This window comes from Bifidobacterium sp. LH_417 (genome assembly GCF_056357035.1).
Window position 1 is genome coordinate 91,582 of the sequence record NZ_JBKEVI010000004.1, and the last position, 19,903, is coordinate 111,484.

The window sequence follows — 19,903 nt, forward strand, 5'->3', positions numbered from 1 at the left end:
CAATGGCACGGTCGGTTCCGACCGGCCAAAGCCCCCGTGGCGAAATCGGTAGACGCAGTCGACTTAAAATCGATCGCTTCGGCGTTGTGGGTTCGAGTCCCACCGGGGGCACTTTCGTCATCATCCGGAAACAAACCGCCGAAACATACGGCGGCTAGGCTCGTTCCCCGTCCCGACACCGCGCACACGTGAAGGAGAGGAACGCCATGCCGTCCAGCTGGACCCACGTCGACAAGGACACCACAACCGGAATGCCGATCATGCTCGCGCAGAACATCATCATCGGCACCGTGCTCGCCATCGGCGCCATCGCCTGCTCCGGCTTCTATCTCGCGATGATCGGCAATGTCGCCTCGCTCGTGCCGTGGGCGCTCGTCGTCACGTTCGTCGCCGTCGCCTACACGTACGTCGTCGGCTTCGCGCTCCTGTGGTGCGTCGAATCGTTCACCCTGCGCATGCGCGACAAGTTCAAACCGTTCGCCTACGGCGTCGTCGGCGCGATCGGCTACGGCATCTGGGGACTGTTCGTGATGACCTCCGTGATGAACTCGCTCGACCAGCCGCTCAACGGCGTCGTGCTCGCCAACGGCGATGTCGCCGCCGTGGCCGTCAACTATGCGGTGTTCGGTTTCGTCGCCGCCATGCTCGCCCAGATGTTCGCGCCGAAGCTCGCCGCGAAGCGCGGCGTCGCGATCGCACTGCTCGCCGTGCAGATCGTGCTCGCCGCACTCGGCCTCGTCTGCGCCGTGATGATGTTCTCCGCGCTCGGCCGATGACGACAAGGCCGATAGACAGCAGTAGGTAGTAGAACAGCAGACAGGAGGAAGTCCCATGTTCAGCGTCCTCGACATGTTCTCCATCGGCGTGGGTCCCAGCTCATCGCACACCGTCGGGCCGATGTCCGCCGCGCACGCGTTCGTCGCCTCGATGCGCGACGAGAATCTCGTCGAGCGCACGGACCGGATCAAGGTCACCCTGTACGGTTCGCTCGCGCTCACCGGACTCGGCCACGGCACCGACCACGCCGTCATGGCCGGACTCGAAGGCAACGTGCCCGCCACCGTCGACACGCAGCACATGCTGCGCATCCGTGAGACCTGCGCCCTCGACGACACGCTCAACCTCGCCGGCGTCAAACGCATAGGATTCCACTACGACACGGACATGGTCTTCGAACAGTGGAAACGCATGGCCGCCCACCCCAACGGCATGCGGTTCCAGGCGTTCGACGCGGCCGGCAGCCTCGTCGACGAACAGGTCTGGTATTCGATCGGCGGCGGATTCATCCGCCAAGGTCGACCGGACGACCTGATGATCGGCATCCACGAGCGTCCTCCGGAAGGCGCCGCCTTCGCCGACGAGGACGACAACGCGTCCACCGACTTCGGCCCCGACGCGCCCTACCCGTTCTCCTCATGCGCCGAACTTGTCACCCTGTGTCGTGAGCACCATCTGAGCATCGCCGAACTCGTGTGGGCCAACGAGACCGCCACACGCTCCGGCGTGCAGGTGCGCGCCGCCATCGACAACGTGTGGCGCGTCATGCGCGAATGCGTGAACCACGGCTGCTCGTCCACCGAGCCCGTACTGCCCGGCGGGCTCGATGTGCCCCGCCGCGCGCCGAAGATGTACGCGCGCCTCGCCTCCAACGCCGACGTGCTGCGCCGCGACCGGCAGCGTCGCGACGCCGTGCTCGAAAGCTCCGACGCCGCCTGGGTGGACCTGTTCGCGCTCGCCGTCTCCGAGGAGAACGCGGGAGGAGGGCGCATCGTGACCGCCCCCACCAACGGTTCGGCGGGCATCATCCCCGCCGTGCTCCACTACTATTGGCATTTCGTCGACGATGCGAACGAGCAGGGTGTCGTCACGTTCCTGCTCACCGCCGGCGCGATCGGCTACCTGTTCAAGCGCAACGCGTCGATCTCCGGCGCCGAGGTCGGATGCCAGGGCGAGGTGGGGTCCGCCTGTTCGATGGCCGCCGCCGGGCTCGCCGCCGTGATGGGCGGCACCCCCGAGCAGGTGGAGAACGCGGCGGAGATCGGCATCGAACACAATCTGGGCCTGACCTGCGATCCGGTGGGCGGACTGGTACAGATCCCCTGCATCGAGCGTAACGCGATGGCGGCGAACACCGCCATCAACGCGGTGCGCATGGCCATGCTCGGCGACGGCTCGCACATCGTGAGTCTCGACCAGGCCATCCGCACGATGAAGGAGACCGGCGAGGACATGATGGCCAAATACAAGGAGACGTCGAAGGGCGGTCTGGCCGTCAACGTCGTCGAATGCTGACGGCGATGGCGGCTCTGGGCGGAAAACTCGCTGCGTATTCGGGCGGACGGTGCTAATATGAGCGGCATTGTGTTCGTGAAGGTGATGCTTTAAGGAGGCAAAACCATGGCTGATATGCCCACCGTGCAGGCCGAATTCGGCACCACGCCCGTCATCGAGTTCCCGACCGACGAAGCTCCGGCCGGTCTCAAGGTCGTCGAGGTCGTGGAGGGCGACGGCCCGATCGTCCGCCGCGGCGACACCGTCACCGTGAACTATCACGGCGTCGTGTGGGGCAAGAGCGAGCCGTTCGATTCCAGCTTCAACCGCCACCAGCCGGCCAGCTTCGGCATCGGTGTCGGCCAGGTCATCAAGGGCTGGGATCAGACCGTGCCGGGCCACAACGTCGGATCCCGTCTCATCGTCTCCATCCCGCCGGAGTACGGCTACGGTTCGCGTGGCGTTCCGCAGGCCGGCATCGGCGGCGGCGACACCCTCGTGTTCGTGATCGACATCATCTCCACGCGCTGAACGCGGTAGCGGATTCTTCAGGAAGCGCCGGGAGACATCCGGCGCTTTCGCATATCCATAGCAAACAGACATCGGCGGCGGCCTTCGGCACCGTCGGCACAGGACAAGGAAACAGACATGGCAGAAGACGACAAGGACATCCTGCTCACGCAGGAGGCGTACGACAAGATGAAAGAGGAGCTCGCCTGGCGTGAGGGCGAGTATCGCGATGAGATCCTCGCCAAGGTGTCCGCCGCGCGCGCGGAGGGCGATCTGAGCGAGAACGGCGGCTACCAGGCCGCCCGCGAGGCGCAGCGCGTCAACCAGGGCCGCATCGATGAGCTCACCGTCAAGCTGCGCCACGCGAAGATCCTCACCGCCCCGCCGGAAGGCAAGGTCGGCGACGGTTCTCTCGTCACCCTCGACATCATGGGCCGCGAGAAGGTGTTCGTGCTCGGCACGCGCGACCTGTCCATCGCCACCGACCACGACATCATCAGCCCCGAGTCGCCGATCGGCGCCGCCATCAACGGTGCGAACGCCGGCGACACGGTGAGCTACAAGGCGCCGAACGGCCGTGAGATCTCCGTGACCATCAAGGAGTCCAAGCCGCTCGTGTGAGCTGCGCTCCGGCCGTAGGCTGGGTATGAAACGGAGCCCTGCTCTTCCCTATCGAATCGGGAAGAGCAGGGCTCCGTCGTGTTGCGGTGATCGTTCGGCGGGCGATCCGGTCAGACCCACAACGCCACGATCACCATGTAGATGGCGACCATATGGCACGCGTATCCGGCGACGGTGCCGCAGTGGAAGATTTCGTGGAACCCGAAGACGCGAGGCCACGGATCGGGTTTGCGCAGCGCGTACACGATCGCTCCGAGGATGTAGCAGGCGCCGCCCGCACACAGCAGAATCACCACGGCAGGGCCCGCGTAGGGGGAGCGCCAGAACAGCATCATGAACGCGAGGCCGTAGATGCCGAAGACGATGTACACCACCGTGTACAGCCAACGTGGCGCGGAGATCCAGATCACGTGGATGATCATCGCGACCGCCGTGCACGACCACATCGAGATGATGATGAAGTCGCGCCAGAACGGCTGCAACGCGAACGAGACGGGCGTGTACGTGCCGGCGATGAGCAGGAAGATGTTCACATGGTCGATGCGGCGCAGCACGTCGGTGACGTGGGGGCTCCAATCGCCCAGATGGTAGCAGGCGGAGTTCGTGAACAGTACGAGCGACGCGGTCATGAACACGGCGCACGCCCATTTGAGACCCGCCCCCTGGGCGAGGCAGATGAGCACGATGCCCGCCGCCAGCGACAGGGGCGAGGCGACCGCGTGGATCCAGCCGCGCATGGCCGGCTTCGGGCGCCCGTGCACGTCGAGACGGATCTTGCGCTCCACTTCGGCCGGCGCGATGCCCTCCAGCTTGAGCGCCTTGGCCTCGCCCTTGGCGATGACGTGCTTGGCCTTCGCCTCGGCCTTGAGGCGGATCTCCTGCGCCTTGAGCTCGGCCTTGCTGCGTGCCGCGTCGGCGCGCGCCTTGAGCGCCTGCTCGCGTGCGTCGATCACCGCCTGCCGTTTCTCCTTCAGCTGCTCGTCGGTCAGCTTCCTCGTGTATGCCATGCCGCCTCCGGCCCTTCGATTGTTGACACATCTAAAACTTACGTTACCGTAACCTACGATAGCGTAGGTTACGGGCAAGTCAAGCGCGAATAAGGATTTCGCCCGCCTTGGACTAGCATAGGAGCAGTCGTCCGAGAACATGGCGAGAAAGGAAGTCCGATGGTCGTTTGCCCGGTATGTGGACATGAGGAGGAATCCGCGTCGTTCTGCACGGAATGCGGCACCCCGTTGACGGGAGCCGTGCCGCAGAACGATTCCACCATCCTCGACGGTGGTGTGACGCAGCCGACGGCCGACGCCTACGCCTATGGCCAGCCCGGCCAGCCCATGCAGCCGGTGGAGCCGCAATCCTGGTCGGCAGCACAGGCCACCCAGACCAGTCAGGCCGCTCAGCCGGCGCAACCCATGCAACCCATGCAACCGAACTTCGCCCCTGGGGTCTCGATGCCGGGAACCTCATCGGAGGCAGCCGCGAAGAAAAGCGGTTTCAACCCCGTCATGCTCGTCGCGATCATCGCCGTGGTGGCGTTGGTGCTCGGCGGCATCGCATTCGTCACGCATCAGATGGGCGTATGGGGATCCGCCACCGTGCCCGACTACACGTCATGGACCGTCTCGGGAGGCGAAGGCATCACCGCCGACGAGGCGGCGCAACGCCTGCAGGACGCCGGATTCGAGACCACCATCGAACAGCAGTACTCGAACGAGAAAAAGGGCGTCTTCATCGGCGTCAAAGGCATCGACCCGGGCACCAAGCTCAAAGCCAAGTCGACCGTGACCGTGCTCGAATCACGTGGCCCCAGAACGACGTCATCCGATGGGGACTCGGGATCCGGCTCGTCCGGCTCCTCGTCCTCGGATTCGTCCGGCAAGACCAAGACCTCGAAGACACCGACGATCACCAGCGACCAGCTGTCGAAGATCGCCGACCAATACTCCTCCAGCGACGTCGCCGTCTCCGCCATGGCGATCGGTTCCGGTTCGTCCTCCAGCGCCTCCCCGGCCTCCACGAAGCAGGGGCACACGCGTTTCGAGGCCGCCGGACTCTACCTGCCCGTCTACCTCGCCGCGCAGGCCCATGGTGGTGATGCGGCCTCGCAGGCCAACGCGATGATGAGCGGCATGGACAACACCGCCGGCAACAACGCCGTCGCCGCCATGGGAGGTTGGAGCGCCGTCAACTCGTGGCTGAGCTCCAACGGCTACGACGACACCTCCTTCAACCGCGACTTCGGCGACGTGGCCGCCAGCAGGGCCGGCTACACCAACCAGAGCTCCTCCGCCGACACTGCGCGCATGCTCGCCGCCGTGGAACAGAAGGGCGGCGCCAACCTGATGAACGTCGACATCGCCTCCGAAGGCGTCTCCATCCCCTCCGGCATGACCGTGCACGCGCACCGCGGCATGGGCATCCAAGACACCTGGAACTACTTCGCCATCGTCGAGGCGCACGGTCACAAGGCCGCGGTCTCCGTCGTCACGCAGAACCAGGGCAAGGCGAGCGCGGCCCAGCTCATGAGCCAGGTGCTCGCCTCCGTCGACTCCAGTCTCAAACAGTGACGGTAACGCGACCGCACGCGGATTCGACACGATGATGCGACATGCGCCCGAAGCCCACCGGCATCGGGCGCATATGCGTATGATGGGAGCCATGGCAGATTTCTCCCAGATACTCGCAACGCGGCCGGACCTCGACGACAGGGACAGGGAATGGCTGCACCAGCTCGTCGCCGACTGGCAGGTGATCGCCGACCTGAGCTTCGCCGATCTCCTGCTCATCATGCAGAACGGGGACGGCCGCTACGTCGTGGCCGAACAATGCCGCCCCTCCACCGTGATGACGCTGCGCACCGACGATGTCGTCGGTGACGTCATGCCCGAAGCCATGACCGGCGAACTCGACGCCGCCATGCAGTCGGCCGTCGTCTTCCGTTCCACCGTGCTCCGCACCGTCGGCAAATCCACCGTCTGCAACGTGTACGCGCCCGTGCGCCACAACGGCAAGACGCTCGGCCTCGTCGTGCGCGAGACCAACATGGCCACACGCGAATCCAACGGCCGCTATGAGTCGGAAAGCATCAACGCCGGCAAGCAGCTGTACGAGATGATTCCGCGCGGCCAGTTCCCGTACTCCGATTCGGTGATGAGCCAGCGCCACATGGCCCGCGTCGCCGACGGTTTCATCGTGCTCACCGTGGACGGCATCGTCCGTTACGCCTCGCCGAACGCAATCAGCTGCTTCCGTCGTCTCGGCCTGCTCACCACCATGCAGGGCCACTATCTGAGCGAACTCGGCGCCGACCTGCTGCGCGAGCAGAACGAACAGGTCGACGAACAGCTCCCGCTCGTGCTGAGCGGCAAGGCCGCCGTCGACTCCGAGATCACCACGGACCGGTCCGCCGTATCCGTGCGCTCGCTGCCGCTCTACGACATGAACGGCCGCACCGGCGGCATCGTCCTGTGCCGCGACGTCACCGAGCTGCGCCGCCGTGAGCAGGAGTTGCAGACCAAGGACGCAGCGATCTCCGAGATCCACCACCGCGTGAAGAACAACCTGCAGGCCGTCTCCGCCCTGTTGCGCCTTCAGGCGCGCAAGACCAAGTCGGAGGAGGTCAAGAAGGAGCTCAAGGAGGCGCAGCGCCGCGTGCAGACCATCGCCATGGTGCATGAGGGACTGAGCCAGACGGTCGACGAGGTCGTCGACTTCGACAAGGTGATCGCCAGCCTGCTCAAGATGGCCGTCGACGTGGCCACGATGCGCGACCAGCACATCGACATCGACTTCGTCGGCAAGTTCGGCATGATGCCCGCCCAGGACGCGACCCCGCTGTCGCTCGTGCTCACCGAGCTGATCACCAACTCCGTCGAGCATGGCTTCGAAGGCCGCAAGGAAGGCCATATCACCATCTCGGTGGGGCGTTCCGGCTCGAACCTGAGCGTCATCGTCGAGGATGACGGCACCGGTCTCGACACGGAGGCGCAGGGCGGCATGGCGCGATCCTCCGGCTCCGGTCTCGGCACACAGATCATCAACACGTTCGTCACGAACGATTTCGGCGGCACCGTGCGCTGGGAGCCGCGTCGCGACGGCGGCACCCGTGTGGTGCTCGATATGAAGCTGCGTGCCGCGCAGGCCGAGTGATATCGGTGGTGCGGCGTGACGCATTGCGCCGCACCATCATGGAACGCCGCACCATACGTGGGACACTTGCGGTGGTCCATAATGTGATGAGCCCGACTCCTGTGCAGGGGAGTCGGGCTCATCACATACAAGCGGAAAGTCGTGATTCACCATGATGCGTGAACCACGGGAAACGCGGGAATCTCAGATCTGCATCTGCATGGCCTGCGAGCGGCGCAGACGCATCGCCTTGCGCTTGAGCTGGCGGCGCTCGTCCTCGCTCAGACCGCCCCAGACACCGTAATCCTGATTCGTGTCGAGCGCGCACTTGAGGCACGCGTCAATCACCTTGCAGGTACGGCATACGGCCTTGGCTTCTTCGATCTGCTGGTAGGCTGCACCGGTGTTGCCCACCGGGAAGAACAGCTCCGGATCCTTGTCACGGCACGCGGCCTTGGCGCGCCAATCGTAAGCACTGCTCATCGTCGTTACACTCCTGTCCGAGCCTTCTACATCCTGTCTTCATATACCTAAGCACGTTCGGACGTCATTTTCAAGACTTTTCGCCAAAGAGATGAAGAGACGCGCCGCGCCGCGCCGACCGCCGCCCGGCGCTATCCGCGGTCCAGCACGCATTGCACCGGCGCGGCGCGTGCATGGTCGATGAGCACGGCACGCCCCGGCAGCACCATGTCGTCACGGTCGAACGACGCCCACATGTCGCCGGGAATGCCGTTCATCTGATCGGTGGCGCGGTCTCCCGTAGGGAACACCACACGGATCGCGCAATGCTCCGGCACACGGACATGCCGGCTGGTCTCCGCGGCGAACACCACCGTGATCCGGTGGTCCGCGAGCGCCCCACGCAGTTCCGCGCACAGCGGATCGTCGCCGAACGGGTCGAACAGGGGGCCCGCGTCGTCGACGAGCCAGACGGAGGCTGTCGGGGAGAACGTTGGAGAGGTCGTTGCGGAAGACGATGGGGGAGCCGTTCCCGACGGGAGGTCGGGGTGAGGGGTGGTGCGGGAGGCGTTCCCGCCAACGTCACATACCTGCCGCGTCACATAGCCGTCGCCGTCGCGCGTGGTAAGACGTACCGCCGGTCCGTCGTCCCCCATCGCCGCGATGTGGCTACGGATCACGGCGAGCAGGTTCGTCTTGCCCCGGCCGTGCTGTCCGATCACGCCGATGTTGCCTTCTCCCAGCGGCAGATGCGCGACGTGGAGCGACATGCCGTCGTCGCGCAGCGCGAACGGCACGCCGCCTACCGCGGTCGCGGCGGGGAGGGCCGCCAGCCGGCGAGGCAGGGGTGCCGTGAACAGCGCGGGCGGCGGCACGCACCCGTGGAACCGGGCGGCTGTGATCGCGGCGTCGACAAGTCGCGGAATCTCACGGGTTTCGGCGCATCGCCATGATGCCACCGAGGCGCCGTCGTTGCAGTAGGCGACACCGGGCAGCGACGGCGGAATGTACGCTGCCTTCGCCGAGCCGAGAAGCTCCGTCGACTGCACGCCGTCGCGCACGCGCAGGCATATGCCCAGCGACATGTTCGCCTTCATCTCCGCCGACACCTGTCCGGACGGGTGCTGCGTGCAGGCGATCACGTGCATGCCGAGCGCGCGTCCGAGCGAGGCGATGCGCACCAGTCTCCCCACCGTGTCGGGCAGCTGGTCCTTCAACGCGTGGAACTCGTCGGCCACGATGACGATGCGGGGCGGGGACTGCGCTCCCATGTCCTTCACGTCCTGTGCGTGCGCGTCGGCGACGAGACGTTCCCGCCGTTTCAGTTCCGCTTCGATGGCGTGCAGGGCGCGTGCGGCATGTCGCAGATCCAGGTCGCAGACGCTGCCGACGCAGTGGGGGAGTCGTTCCAATGCGCGAAAGGCGGTGCCTCCCTTGAAATCCAGGAACACGAATCGCAGATCGTCCGGCGTGTTGCGGCATGCGAGGGCGAGGCACCAGCTTTGCAGCAGCACCGATTTACCTGATCCGGTGGTGCCTGCCACCAGGGCGTGAGGTCCTTGGCGTTCGAGATCGAGATGGAACACGCCGTCGGCGCGCATACCTACGGGCACGTCCATCGACGGCGGTTCCAGCCATCGTCGCGCGATCGTCCGCCACGGGAGCGGATCGTCGCATGGGCGCAGCGACAGCAGTCCTTCCAATGGGATCGAGTCGAGCATGTCGAGACGGGTGCTGTCGTCGATGGCCTCGTGCCTCGCCTGTTCGTCGCCCATGGAGGAGTCGGTCGTATCGCGGCTTCGGCGTCGGGCCATCTGCGCGAGCAGCATGGCGAGGCATCCGATGATCGACGGGGCCAGCATCATGGCGAACAGCCAGCGTCGCATCGCGAGCAGCGCGGCGAGCATGACGATCTGGGCGACGAGCGGAGCCGCCGTCGCCACCATGGTGAGGCGTTCCTCCCGATGTGACGGGTCGTCACCGTCTCGTTCGTTTCGCCGTTCGTTTCGTCGCGATGATGATGGTCTGCGTGTCATGCGCCCAGTGTGGACGCATGACACAGGCCGGTGCAACCGGTGCGGGGAATGTGGACGGAGCTCTCACGAATCTTCACACAACGGTCAGCTGTTCTCGGCGAGCGTGCCTACGGTGCCGGCTTTGTGCGTGCCCGCCGCGAGTTCGGAGAACAGTTCCGTGTTCTTCGTGTCGTCGAGCAGCACCGACGATCCGACGCCGTCGACCTGATAGTCCGGGTCGGTCCAGTACACGCTTCCGGTGACGCCGTCGGATCCGGTGGCGTTCTTGAACGTCAGGGCCATGTCGATCAGGGTGGCGGTGGTGGTCTTGGAGTCGAAGGTCACGGCGGCGAGACCGGCGTCGGCCACCTTCATCGCCTTCGCGGGATTGCCCAGCACCTCCTTGGAGGAGACCTTCGAGACGATCGCGGAAATCACCTGCCGTTGGCGTTGCGCGCGGCCGAAGTCGCCGTTCGCGTCGGCGTAGCGCATGCGCGAGAACGCGAGCGCCGTCGCACCGTCCGCCACATGGCATCCGGCCTGCCAATTCAATCCGGAATACGGGTCGCTGACCGTCTCGTCGTAACAGAGGTTCACGCCGCCCGCGGCGTCGACCACGTTCGTGAGCCCTCCGAATTTGATCTTGGCGATATGATCGATCTTCTGCCCGGTGATCTGCTCGACGGTGCCGACGAGCGCCTGATTGCCGTTGAGTTGCGCGACCGCGTTGATCTTCATGTAGGTGCCGTCCACCTGGGTGAGCGAGTCACGCGGGATGGAGATAAGCGAGCTGGGGCCGTTCTTCGGCTTGGTGAGCACCAGGATCGTGTCGGTGCGGAAGCCCGGTGTGTCGTCGGCGCTGCCGCCGGTCGTGCCGTCGCGTTCGTCGGAGCCGAGAATCAGCCATGTCGTCGCCGACGTGTTCGCCGCGGAAGTGAGCCATCCGTCCTCCGTGTTCAATCGGGAGTCCACCCAATGCCATGCGCCGAACACGGCGAGGATGAGCGCGATGACGAGCACGGCGAGCGTGCCGAGGATGATATGCGGGGCGCGATGGCGGAGTCGGTGCAGTGTGCGAGTCCCCGAGCCGCCCGGGCGTCCGACGCGTTGCACGCCGCTGCTCCGTTCGGCATGGTCGGTAGGGGTGGAGCGAACGGAAGCCGGACGGCTTGCGCGTATCGCCCGCGCGGCATCGTCCGGCCTGCGCGCGCCGGCGATGTTGCTGGACCCCGACGATCGCCGTGCGACGCGGGCTGGTGCGGGGGAGAAGCTGCGCGGCTGTTCGGCATGGCCGTGGATCGCCGGCGCGGGGGTGGAGGCGGCGGAGGTTCCGCCGGATGACGCCGTCGACCTGGCTGCGCGTGGTGCGGCGGAGGCCGATGCGCCGGAACGCGGTGCGAACGAGGCGGGCGTCGCCTGGGACGATCGCTGGGCATGGCGAGCCGAGGCGCGTGACGGTGCGGGGGTGAAGCTCGGCGGGGTCACGCCGGACGCGGCGTGAGCGAACGAAGCGGCCTGCGCCGACGGTGCGGACTGCGTGCGGGAGAATGACGATCCGTCGGCGATGCTCGGAGCGGATTCCGCCGACGGACGGCGTCGGGAACCGGCGGGGATGAAGCTCGGGGGAACCCCTTGAGAACGTGCTCCCTCGTCTTCCTGCGTCATGCCGCCTCCCCGTGCCTGTCATGGATACATGTGGTCTGAACCTATGTCACTGTTGCACATCATCGGGCGGATACGGGCCTGGCGTCCGTTATTTTCTCATTTCCGGCACATGCGGCAACGGCCCCGGAACGCCGTGGGACGTTTCGGGGCCGTCGCCGCACTAGGACAGTGCGATCGGTCGCCGGTTGCGAGGCCGGTCGTCACTGCTTGGCGGGGCAGGCCACGTTGTTGAGATACGCTTCGGAGATGCCGATCACCTGTCCGCTGGACGCGTCCTTGATGATGCCGGTCTCGGTGTCGATGATGCCGCCGGTGGCCGTGTCGATGTACTGGCCGGACGCGTCCTGCTCGATGCCGTCGGCGATCTTCGTGTTGCCGGTCTGGTTCTGGTCGCCGCCCTGCTGGTCAGTGGCGTTCTGGTCGGCGGTCCCCTGGTCCGCGCCGTCCGTCGTGGACTGGTCGGTGCCGTTCGCGTCGGTCTGGGTGGAATCGGTCTGGCTGGAATCCGTGGAGCCCGCGTCGGTGGCCGTCTGGTCGACGAACGGTTCGCCGTTGCGCATCTTCGACCACAGCGTGTCCGCGTCGTCGCCCCACACCACGCGGTTCGGGTCGCTCGGCGCGGCGACCACCGGCACGGTGCGCGCGTAGAGGTTGGATACGTTGAAATCCTTGAGGCTCATCGCCAGTCCGGCGAGCGTGGTGGTGTTGGCCAGTCCCTTGGAGATGTTGAGCGACTTGAGGGCGGCCTTCGCCAGCTGGTAGAGCTGGCCGGACTGGGTGAGGATGTTCTTCTGCAGCGCCTCGTTGAGCAGCTGCTTGATGAGGTACTGCTGGCGCGTGGTGCGCTGGATGTCGGAGCCGTCGCCGGCACCGTGGCGCAGACGCGCATACTGGGTGGCGGCCAGGCCGTCGAGATGCTGCCAGCCCTTGTTGAGATAGGTGCCGGTGTAGTCGTCGCTGATGTCCGCGGGAATGCACAGGTCCACGCCGTTGACGGCGTCGATCATGCTTTTGAGGCCGTTGAAGTCGACGACGATGAAGTTCTGGATGTCGAGTCCCGTCAGCGAGTTCACCGCGTTCATCGTGCAGCTGGCCGCCGAGGCGAGATCGCCGCCCTGGCTGTAGCCGGAGGCGAAGATCGAGTTGAACATCACGTTGTATTGGGCGCCCACGGTGCCGTTCGTCGTCTCGCAGCTCGGCACGTCGACCAGCGAGTCGCGCGGGATGGACACGAGGTTGATGTACTTGCGGTCGGCCGAGATCTGCATGACCATCGTCGTGTCAGCGTTGTGCGTGCCCTCCAGATCCTCGCCGGAGCCGCCGATGGCGCTGTTGCCGCCGTCGCGCGTGTCCTGTCCGAGGATGAGCAGCTCGATGGACTTGCCGGCGTTCGGGTCGACGACCTGCGTCTCGGCGGATTTGCCGTTCTGGCCGATCACGTCGACCGCCTGGTCGGCGATGGTGCCATTGATGTCCATGAGCGTCGCGCCCGCCGCCGTGCCGGCGAACACGAGCACCGCCGCGACCGCGCAGACCACGGTGTTGCGCAGCCGGTGCTGCACGCGGTACGCCACACTGTGGCGGGGGGAGTAATCTCCCCAGCCGTTGACGTTGGGGATATCGGCACCGGATCTCTTCGAGCCCACGGACACAAACCTTCCTGTCGGAGACAAAAATCCTCTTGATTGTACGGCAGACGTGAGAGAAAAGACCTGGGGAAGATGCGGAGGAGGGGATCGGCCCTTGGAAAACAGCCGAAACCGGCTTATACCATAGGTCGCGTCCGAAGTGTGGCATTGACACGGCTCCACTTGACAAAAGCCGAACCGCATGTGTGTAATCTAACACGAAGGAACCGGCTCGAATCAGGCAAAGGGAGGTCATGCGCATGTGGGGCATTGCCGAGGACTCCGCCGACGAGCCGTTGGAGGAGCTGCTGTGGGGGCTGTTCTCGCCGGACGGGGACGTGTCCTGGCAGCGCAAGGCGCTGTGTTCGCAGACCGACCCCGAAGCGTTCTTCCCGGAGAAGGGCGGGTCGACGCGCGATGCCAAACGAGTGTGCTCGCAATGCGAGGTGCGCCAGCAGTGCCTGGAATGGGCCATCGACCATGACGAGAGATTCGGCATCTGGGGCGGCATGAGCGAGAGGGAACGCCGACGGTACAAGAAAACGCGCAAGGAGCAGGCGTGACTGACAACGAACGAACTTCCACCATCACGGGCGGCGTGCGCCGGGTTCTGGCCGACGCATTGGCCGCCCGTCCGTATTCGCACGCGCGTGCCGTCGAGACCGGCATCGCCGCGGTCGTGACCGTCGAAGAGGACCTCAGGTTCCTCCCGGCGACGCTCCGGTCGCTGTTCGGACAGACCGTGCTGCCCGGCGTGATCGTCATCGCCGACTGCACCGGCGGCACCGCGCAACCGCTTGAGACCTCGTTCGATGTGACCGTGACGCCCTCCGATCCGATGCTGGGACGAGAACCCCGCACCGTGACCGTCAGTGTGCGTCTCGTGCGCGCGCAGGGCGCCGTCTCGTTCGGCGACGCGGTCGACAGGGCCATGGACTACGCGCGGCTGGACGGGGCGACACGCGCCCTGTGGCTGCTGCACGACGATTCCCGTCCCGCCGACGCACGTTGTCTGGAACATCTCGTCGAGGCGCGGCGCAACACGCCGGGAGCCTCCCTGCTTGGAGCCAAACAGCTCGACTGGGAAGGCGAGCGCCTGCATGGCGTCGGTTCCTACGCCGCGGGGCATGGCGTCAACACGCTCGTCGTCGACGGTGAACCCGATCAGGAACAGTACGATTCCCGAGCCGACGTCTTCGCGGTGTCGATGGCCGGCGCGCTCGTCCCCATGGAGACCTATCGCGCATTCGGCGGATTGAACGGATGGTTCACCACCTATGCCGAAGGCGCCGACCTGTGCCGTAGGATCTGCCGCGGCGGCGGCCGCGTGGTCGTCGTGCCGCGCGCCGGCATCGCCCATCGTCGTTCCCGTTTCGAAGGAGTGCGCGGACGCGACGGCGAGGCGTTCGACGAGGAGGATTCCGTCGATCCGGCCATGCGCGTGCTGTCCGCATGGCGTCATTACCGGTATACGGACATTCCGATGCCGCGCTGGCCGCTCGTCTGGCTGTGGTCGCTGGTCGCCGCCATCGGACTCGCCCTCGGCCGTCTCGTCGCCAAGCAGCCGTATGAGGCATGGTGCGAACTATGCATGCCATGGCGTGCGCTCGTATCCCTGCCCGGCGCGATAAGCGCCCGCAGAGCCGTCTCCCGGCAGACGAAGGTGAACCGTCAGCGTCTCGCGCTGCTCACCGCGACGCGCGAGCAGCTCTCCCAATGGCGTGAACGGAGCCGCGCCCTCGCCGACCAGCGCGGCACCGTGCTGCTCGGCCCGCTGGTGCGCTCGCATCTGCGCATGCGCGCCCTGCGTCGTTGGGGTCTCGCCGCGGCGATGGCCGTCATCGCGTTCATCGTGGTGCTGACGCTCGACTGGTCGCTGTTCCGTGCGGCGATGTCGGGCTCGTCGCTGACGTCGGCGCAATGGCTGCCCACCGGCGCGTCGTTCGCCCAGCTGTTCGCCGCCGCCACCACGCAGTGGACGGGGGGCGTCGGCGCCGGCGTCGCCGTGCCGCCCGCCCCGTGGCTGTGGGTGTTGCTGCTCGTCTCCCTGCTCACCGGCGGTCATGCGGCCGCCGCCACGAGTCTCATGTTTTTCCTCGCCGCGCCGCTTTCCGCTCTGTCCTTCTGGGCGCTCGCCGGCGTGTTCACCCGTTCCGACGCGGTGCGTGTGATCTCCGGACTGCTGTGGGCGTCGTTCGGTCTCGCGCTCGGACTGTACTCCACCGCCGATCTGCCGATGCTCACCGTGATGGTGTTCCTGCCGGCGGCGTTCGCGTTCACGTTCCGCGCCGTGGGGCTCTATCACACCGAGGACCCGGTGCGACCGCGCCCGTCCGTGCAGTCCTCGGCCGCCGCGGCGCTGTGCTATATGCCGGTGGTCGCCGCCGAACCGCAGCTGCTGCTGCCGCTCGTCGTCACGTTCCTCGTGTTCCTGCTGTTCGTGCCGCGCCATCGCGCGATGCTGCTGCTCATGCCGCTGCCGGCGGCCCTGCTCGCCGCGCCCACGCTCGTCGCATGCGTCCGATACGCCTCCCGCGGCGAATGGCGTCAGTTGTTCGGCGATATGACGGTGCCGACGGCCTCGTCGGACGGGCGTCCCGCCGCACTCAACCTCACCGAGGTCGTCATCCGCGCGTTCGGTTTCGATGAGAACGCGGGATTCGGCCAGTTCCTGGAGTCGGGCTTCGGCATCGCCACGCTGTGCATGCTGGTCGCCGTGATCGCACTCGCCGTCGTCTCGCTGGTGCTGCCGTTCGCGCTGCGCGCCTCTCGCATGATGTGGGTGCCGATCGTGGCCGGCGGCGCGTTGAGCCTCGGATCGGCCCGCGTGGCCGTCGCGTTGGACGTCGACGGCTCCGTCGCCGGGTCGGTGCTGCCTGGTCTCGTGCTTGCGATGCTCGGGGTCATGTCGTGCGTATGCCTGATGGCGGGCGGTGCCGTGCGTCGTTTCATCCCGTTGCGCGCGCCCGGTGACCGCAGGGGTGCCGGCCGCTCGTCGGGGCGCCGTGTGGCCATCGTCTCCGGCCGTGTGCTCCTGTGCGCCGCGCTGGCCGTAGGCGTCGTCGCGTGGACGGGCTTCTCCACCGCCCGTCACGTCGCCGGATCCGTGCGCGTCGCTGGCTCGGGACTGCCGATGGTCGCGTTGGACATGCTCGAAGGACAGCCCGATCAGCGTATCCTCGCACTTGACGCGGAGTCGCGTTCCAACGTCTCCTACGCGGTGATGGACACGGCGACCGGCGACCTCGTCGATGCCTCGCCTGCGTGGCATGCCCGTCAGGCGGCAGGGCAGTACGATTCCGTCGACCGCACCATCGCCGGACTGTCCGCGAGACTGCTGTCCAACAGCGACGACGCGGCCGTCGCGGAACTCGTCAAGCTCGGTTTCGGCGGCGTGTACGTCGTCGCCGGACAGTCCGGATCCGACCAGCTGGCCACCAACATCACCGCCTCCGAAGGCACTCAGTCGGTCGTATCCTCCTCCTCCGGCACGTATTATCGTCTGACCGCCGCCGAGGGCACCGGTGTGGGCGTCGATCTCGCGAAGGAACGTGCCATGGCGCGAAGCCCGTGGCGCATCGCATGGCTTGCGTCCCTGAGCGTGATGATGCTGGTATACATACTGGTCGCCGCGCCGCGCCGACGGCGTGCGGAACGACTCGATGAGGAAGGACAGGACGCACATGACTCGCGGACGGAGCTCGGACAGGAGGTCGTGACCGCATGACCAGGCATGAAACATCGAAACGCGTGATGCGTGTCATCGTGGCCGTCGTCACCAGTGTGCTGCTCATCGTGGCGTTCGCCGCGCTGGCCGTCGTCCGCATGCCCGATCTGCTGGTCGACGGCTCCTCCGGCACGCTCGGCTCCTCGCACCGCATCGTGCAGGAGCGTCTTGAGACGTATTGCCCGGCGCGTATGCAGCTGCCCGACTCCACCGATTGGGGCGACAGCGAGTATCGGGCCTCAGACGGCGATCTGGCCACGTCCACGGCCCTCGCCGCGTTCGGCTCTGTCTATGCGTCGACCGCCACGCCGCTGGATCTGTCCGGCGATGCGAAGACGGCGTCCCTCAAGGCACCGGATCAGCCGGTCAGCCGCGATTCCATGGTGCTCAGGGACGACGGCGACTATTCACGTCTGCTCGACACGAATCTGCTCAAGGCGGGGGATGGTTCCGGGCATGCCGGAGTCATCGTCTCGCACGCCTCCGATGGCGACCTGCGCGGCATTTCCGCTGCCACGTGCACGTCTCCGGCGATGAAGCAGTCGTTCCTGATCACCTCGACGGCGACCGGCACCCGCCAGCAGCTCGTCCTCGCCAATCCCTCGTCGAAGGCGACCACCGTGTCGATCTCCGTCGTCGGCAGCAAGGACTCGGGGCGTCTCGGCCTGTCGACCGCGGGCAGCGCCACCGTCGCGGCCGAAGGCGAGACGATCGTGGACTTGGCCGCCGCCGCCTCCGGCCAGGACGGTCTCTACGTCACCGTGAACAGCGGTGCCACGCCGGTGGGGGCCGTCGTGCGCACCACGGCGAGCAGCGGCCTGACACCCAGGGGATCCGACTTCGCGATGCCCGTAGGCGATGCGAGCGTGACGGACGTGATTCCCGGCGTATCCGAAGACGACCGCGTCAGCCTTTACGTGTATGGCGAGGACGCGGGTGAGGTCGCGCTGTCATGGGCCACGGAAAGCGGTGCCAAGACCATCCGCACGGAGCAGGTGAAGGCCGATCGGGTCGCCGTCATCGATCTCGGCAAAGCGCCGAAGGACGCCGAAGGCATCATCGTCTCCGGCGGCGATCACGCGTTCGTCGCCTCCGCCAAGGCCACGCGTTCCGGCTCCTCCGGGCAGGAGGACTTCGCGTTGCTGCCGACTTCGGCTCCGGCCGTTTCCTCGGGCCTGGCCATCGCGGACGGCGTCGACACGACGCTCGTCTTCGTCAACGCCGGAGACGAGGAGGCGACCGTGAAGCTCGCCTTCATGGACGAAACCGGCAAGGCCGGCGACGAACGCGACGTGACCGTCAAGGCGCATGCCGCGACCACCGTGAAGGGGGAGGGGGCCGCCGCCATCGTCTCGGATGCGGGCAAGACCGTATCATGGGGCGCACGCATCACCGGTGGTGGGCTCGACTCCGCGAAAACGGCCGGACTGTCCGTGGTCGCCCCCACCACGCTTGCGGTGCGTGAGGAGATCGTCAAAGCCGTGCTCGACCAAGCCATCGTGCGCTGAGCGTGTCGCCGGACATCACCACTCGAAATCCGGGTCGATCTCCTCGGGACGGCGACCATACAACTCGCTCAGACGAATGACCAGTTCGTCGCGAATCGCCCATTGGAGCTCCTCACGGCCGCGCGTATGCGACTGCAGCGGCATGCGGTACAGCACGATGCGCGCCGGCATGCCGTGATCCGAGGGGAACAGCCGGGAGTTGATGCTCGGCTCGCTCTCCCACGGTGCGGGATCCGACGGCGGGACATCCTCCACGGCGAACTGCACCGGCTTGACCAGTTGCGGCCACGCTTCGGCCAACCGGCGGATATGCGCGGCCACCAGATCGTCGAACATGCCCGAACGGGTGCGATACCGTGGCAGACGTGTGCCGAACATCGGCGTGCGGATGCCACGGCCGTGACGATTGCGGTATACTCGTTCATTCCAAGGGGCTTCAAGCATGGCACCCACTGTAGGCCATGCCGGCGGCAACCGCGATGAGGCGGCCACCGACAGGCATGGTGGTCAGGAGGCTTACGACATGACGGCTGCGTGCAGCGGACAGGAGACGACGATGATCAGACCGTGGAACGACTGGGATCTCGATATGCTCTGCGCGCGCATGCGGTTGATCGGATTCGACCTGGACAACACGCTCGCCAATTCGAAGAAGCCCATGTCCGCCGCCATGGCCCACCGTTTCAGCGAGCTCACCCGTCGCATCGACGTGGCCGTCATCACCGGAGGCCGCTATGAACTCGTCGTCAGCCAGATCCTCGATGTGCTTGAACCTCATGCCGACCTTCGCCGGCTCCACCTCATGCCCACATCCGGCACCTGCTATCGGCGATGGCGCGCCGGAAACTGGGACAAGGTGTTCAGCCATGACCTCGATGACGACCAACGCGCCCGCGCCCGTGAGAGTCTGGAACGTCGGGCGCGTGAGCAGGGCGTATGGTTCGAGCGCGTATGGGGTGAGCGCATCGAGGATCGGGGTTCCCAGATCACCCTGTCGGTTCTGGGACAGCATGCGCCGCTGGAAGCGAAGCAGGCGTTCGATCCGACCAACGAGGTGAAGGCCAGACTTGCCGAAGCCGTCGCCGCGGATCTGCCCGACCTCAAGGTGCATGCGGGCGGCTATACCAGCATCGACGTGGCCGAACGCGGCATCGACAAGGCGTTCGCGGTGCGCGAGCTCGCACGTCATCTCGGCATCGACGTGGAGCATATCGCATTCGTCGGCGACCGTATGCAGCCGGGCGGCAACGATTACCCTGCCGCGCAGGCCGGGGCGATGGGCATCGCCGTCGCCAATCCGTCCGACACGCTGCGACTGGTCGACGGGTTGCTGGAGCGTCTGCCTGTCGCATCGGAATCATAGGAGGC

The 19,903-nt window shown here is 66.3% G+C and carries 16 protein-coding genes and 1 tRNA gene; 11 read left to right on the top strand and 6 right to left on the bottom strand.

Annotation, left to right across the window (positions count from 1 at the left end; all coding sequences use genetic code 11):
• The first annotated feature begins 30 nt into the window (after nucleotides 1–30).
• The 5 genes from AC1AYR_RS04240 (at nucleotide 31) to AC1AYR_RS04260 (ending at nucleotide 3,402) form a co-directional block, all read left to right on the top strand.
• Nucleotides 31–111: transfer RNA gene (locus AC1AYR_RS04240), tRNA-Leu, on the top strand.
• 95 nt (nucleotides 112–206) lie between these two features.
• Nucleotides 207–776: a cadmium transporter gene (locus AC1AYR_RS04245; protein WP_476511549.1), complete on the top strand. Its 570-nt coding sequence runs from the start codon at nucleotides 207–209 to the stop codon at nucleotides 774–776.
• A gap of 55 nt (nucleotides 777–831) precedes the next feature.
• Nucleotides 832–2,292, top strand: a complete 1,461-nt coding sequence (locus AC1AYR_RS04250) for an L-serine ammonia-lyase (protein ID WP_476511548.1) — start codon at nucleotides 832–834, stop codon at nucleotides 2,290–2,292.
• Nucleotides 2,293–2,397: 105 nt separating this feature from the next.
• Nucleotides 2,398–2,802, top strand: coding sequence for an FKBP-type peptidyl-prolyl cis-trans isomerase (locus AC1AYR_RS04255; protein ID WP_476511547.1), 405 nt, complete (start codon nucleotides 2,398–2,400; stop codon nucleotides 2,800–2,802).
• Between the two features lie 117 nt (nucleotides 2,803–2,919).
• Entirely contained in the window at nucleotides 2,920–3,402 is a 483-nt protein-coding gene (locus tag AC1AYR_RS04260; protein ID WP_476511546.1) for a GreA/GreB family elongation factor, read from the top strand.
• A gap of 110 nt (nucleotides 3,403–3,512) precedes the next feature.
• On the opposite strand, the gene trhA is transcribed toward AC1AYR_RS04260, so the two are convergent.
• Nucleotides 3,513–4,409 (bottom strand): PAQR family membrane homeostasis protein TrhA, encoded by an 897-nt coding sequence (trhA, locus tag AC1AYR_RS04265; protein ID WP_476511545.1) that lies wholly within the window; start codon nucleotides 4,407–4,409, stop codon nucleotides 3,513–3,515.
• 159 nt (nucleotides 4,410–4,568) lie between these two features.
• On the opposite strand from trhA, the gene AC1AYR_RS04270 reads away from it, so the two are divergent.
• On the top strand, nucleotides 4,569–5,969 hold the full coding sequence (locus AC1AYR_RS04270; protein WP_476511544.1) for a serine hydrolase: 1,401 nt from the start codon (nucleotides 4,569–4,571) through the stop codon (nucleotides 5,967–5,969).
• 91 nt (nucleotides 5,970–6,060) lie between these two features.
• A complete protein-coding gene (locus AC1AYR_RS04275; RefSeq protein ID WP_476511543.1) occupies nucleotides 6,061–7,551 on the top strand; it encodes a sensor histidine kinase in 1,491 nt (496 codons plus the stop codon).
• Nucleotides 7,552–7,734: 183 nt separating this feature from the next.
• Here the strand turns inward: AC1AYR_RS04275 and AC1AYR_RS04280 are convergent, their stop codons facing one another.
• The 4 genes from AC1AYR_RS04280 to AC1AYR_RS04295 form a co-directional block, all read right to left on the bottom strand.
• On the bottom strand, nucleotides 7,735–8,013 hold the full coding sequence (locus AC1AYR_RS04280; RefSeq protein WP_034526413.1) for a WhiB family transcriptional regulator: 279 nt from the start codon (nucleotides 8,011–8,013) through the stop codon (nucleotides 7,735–7,737).
• A 131-nt stretch (nucleotides 8,014–8,144) separates the two neighbouring features.
• Nucleotides 8,145–10,028: an FtsK/SpoIIIE domain-containing protein gene (locus AC1AYR_RS04285; RefSeq protein WP_476511542.1), complete on the bottom strand. Its 1,884-nt coding sequence runs from the start codon at nucleotides 10,026–10,028 to the stop codon at nucleotides 8,145–8,147.
• Nucleotides 10,029–10,112: 84 nt separating this feature from the next.
• The gene (locus AC1AYR_RS04290) at nucleotides 10,113–11,672 is read right to left on the bottom strand and encodes an LCP family protein (RefSeq protein ID WP_476511541.1); all 1,560 of its coding nucleotides are present in this window, start codon (nucleotides 11,670–11,672) and stop codon (nucleotides 10,113–10,115) included.
• Nucleotides 11,673–11,872: 200 nt separating this feature from the next.
• Entirely contained in the window at nucleotides 11,873–13,318 is a 1,446-nt protein-coding gene (locus AC1AYR_RS04295) for an LCP family protein (RefSeq protein ID WP_476511540.1), read from the bottom strand.
• A 242-nt stretch (nucleotides 13,319–13,560) separates the two neighbouring features.
• On the opposite strand from AC1AYR_RS04295, the gene AC1AYR_RS04300 reads away from it, so the two are divergent.
• Genes AC1AYR_RS04300 through AC1AYR_RS04310 form a run of 3 tightly spaced genes read left to right on the top strand, consistent with a single transcriptional unit; the run spans nucleotide 13,561 to nucleotide 18,535 of the window.
• A complete protein-coding gene (locus AC1AYR_RS04300; protein WP_476511539.1) occupies nucleotides 13,561–13,863 on the top strand; it encodes a WhiB family transcriptional regulator in 303 nt (100 codons plus the stop codon).
• Complete coding sequence (locus tag AC1AYR_RS04305) at nucleotides 13,860–17,027, top strand: glycosyltransferase family 2 protein (RefSeq protein WP_476555140.1); 3,168 nt, start codon at nucleotides 13,860–13,862, stop codon at nucleotides 17,025–17,027. The genes AC1AYR_RS04300 and AC1AYR_RS04305 overlap by 4 nt, the downstream gene beginning before the upstream one ends.
• Nucleotides 17,024–18,535: a DUF5719 family protein gene (locus AC1AYR_RS04310; protein ID WP_476511537.1), complete on the top strand. Its 1,512-nt coding sequence runs from the start codon at nucleotides 17,024–17,026 to the stop codon at nucleotides 18,533–18,535. The genes AC1AYR_RS04305 and AC1AYR_RS04310 overlap by 4 nt, the downstream gene beginning before the upstream one ends.
• 15 nt (nucleotides 18,536–18,550) lie before the next feature.
• Here the strand turns inward: AC1AYR_RS04310 and AC1AYR_RS04315 are convergent, their stop codons facing one another.
• Nucleotides 18,551–18,979 carry a metallopeptidase family protein gene (locus tag AC1AYR_RS04315; RefSeq protein WP_476511536.1) on the bottom strand — a complete coding sequence of 143 codons (429 nt, stop codon included), beginning with the start codon at nucleotides 18,977–18,979 and terminating at the stop codon, nucleotides 18,551–18,553.
• A gap of 112 nt (nucleotides 18,980–19,091) precedes the next feature.
• Here AC1AYR_RS04315 and AC1AYR_RS04320 point away from each other — a divergent pair, with 112 nt between their 5' ends.
• Nucleotides 19,092–19,898 (top strand): HAD-IIB family hydrolase, encoded by an 807-nt coding sequence (locus tag AC1AYR_RS04320; RefSeq protein WP_476511610.1) that lies wholly within the window; start codon nucleotides 19,092–19,094, stop codon nucleotides 19,896–19,898.
• Nucleotides 19,899–19,903: the final 5 nt, after the last annotated feature.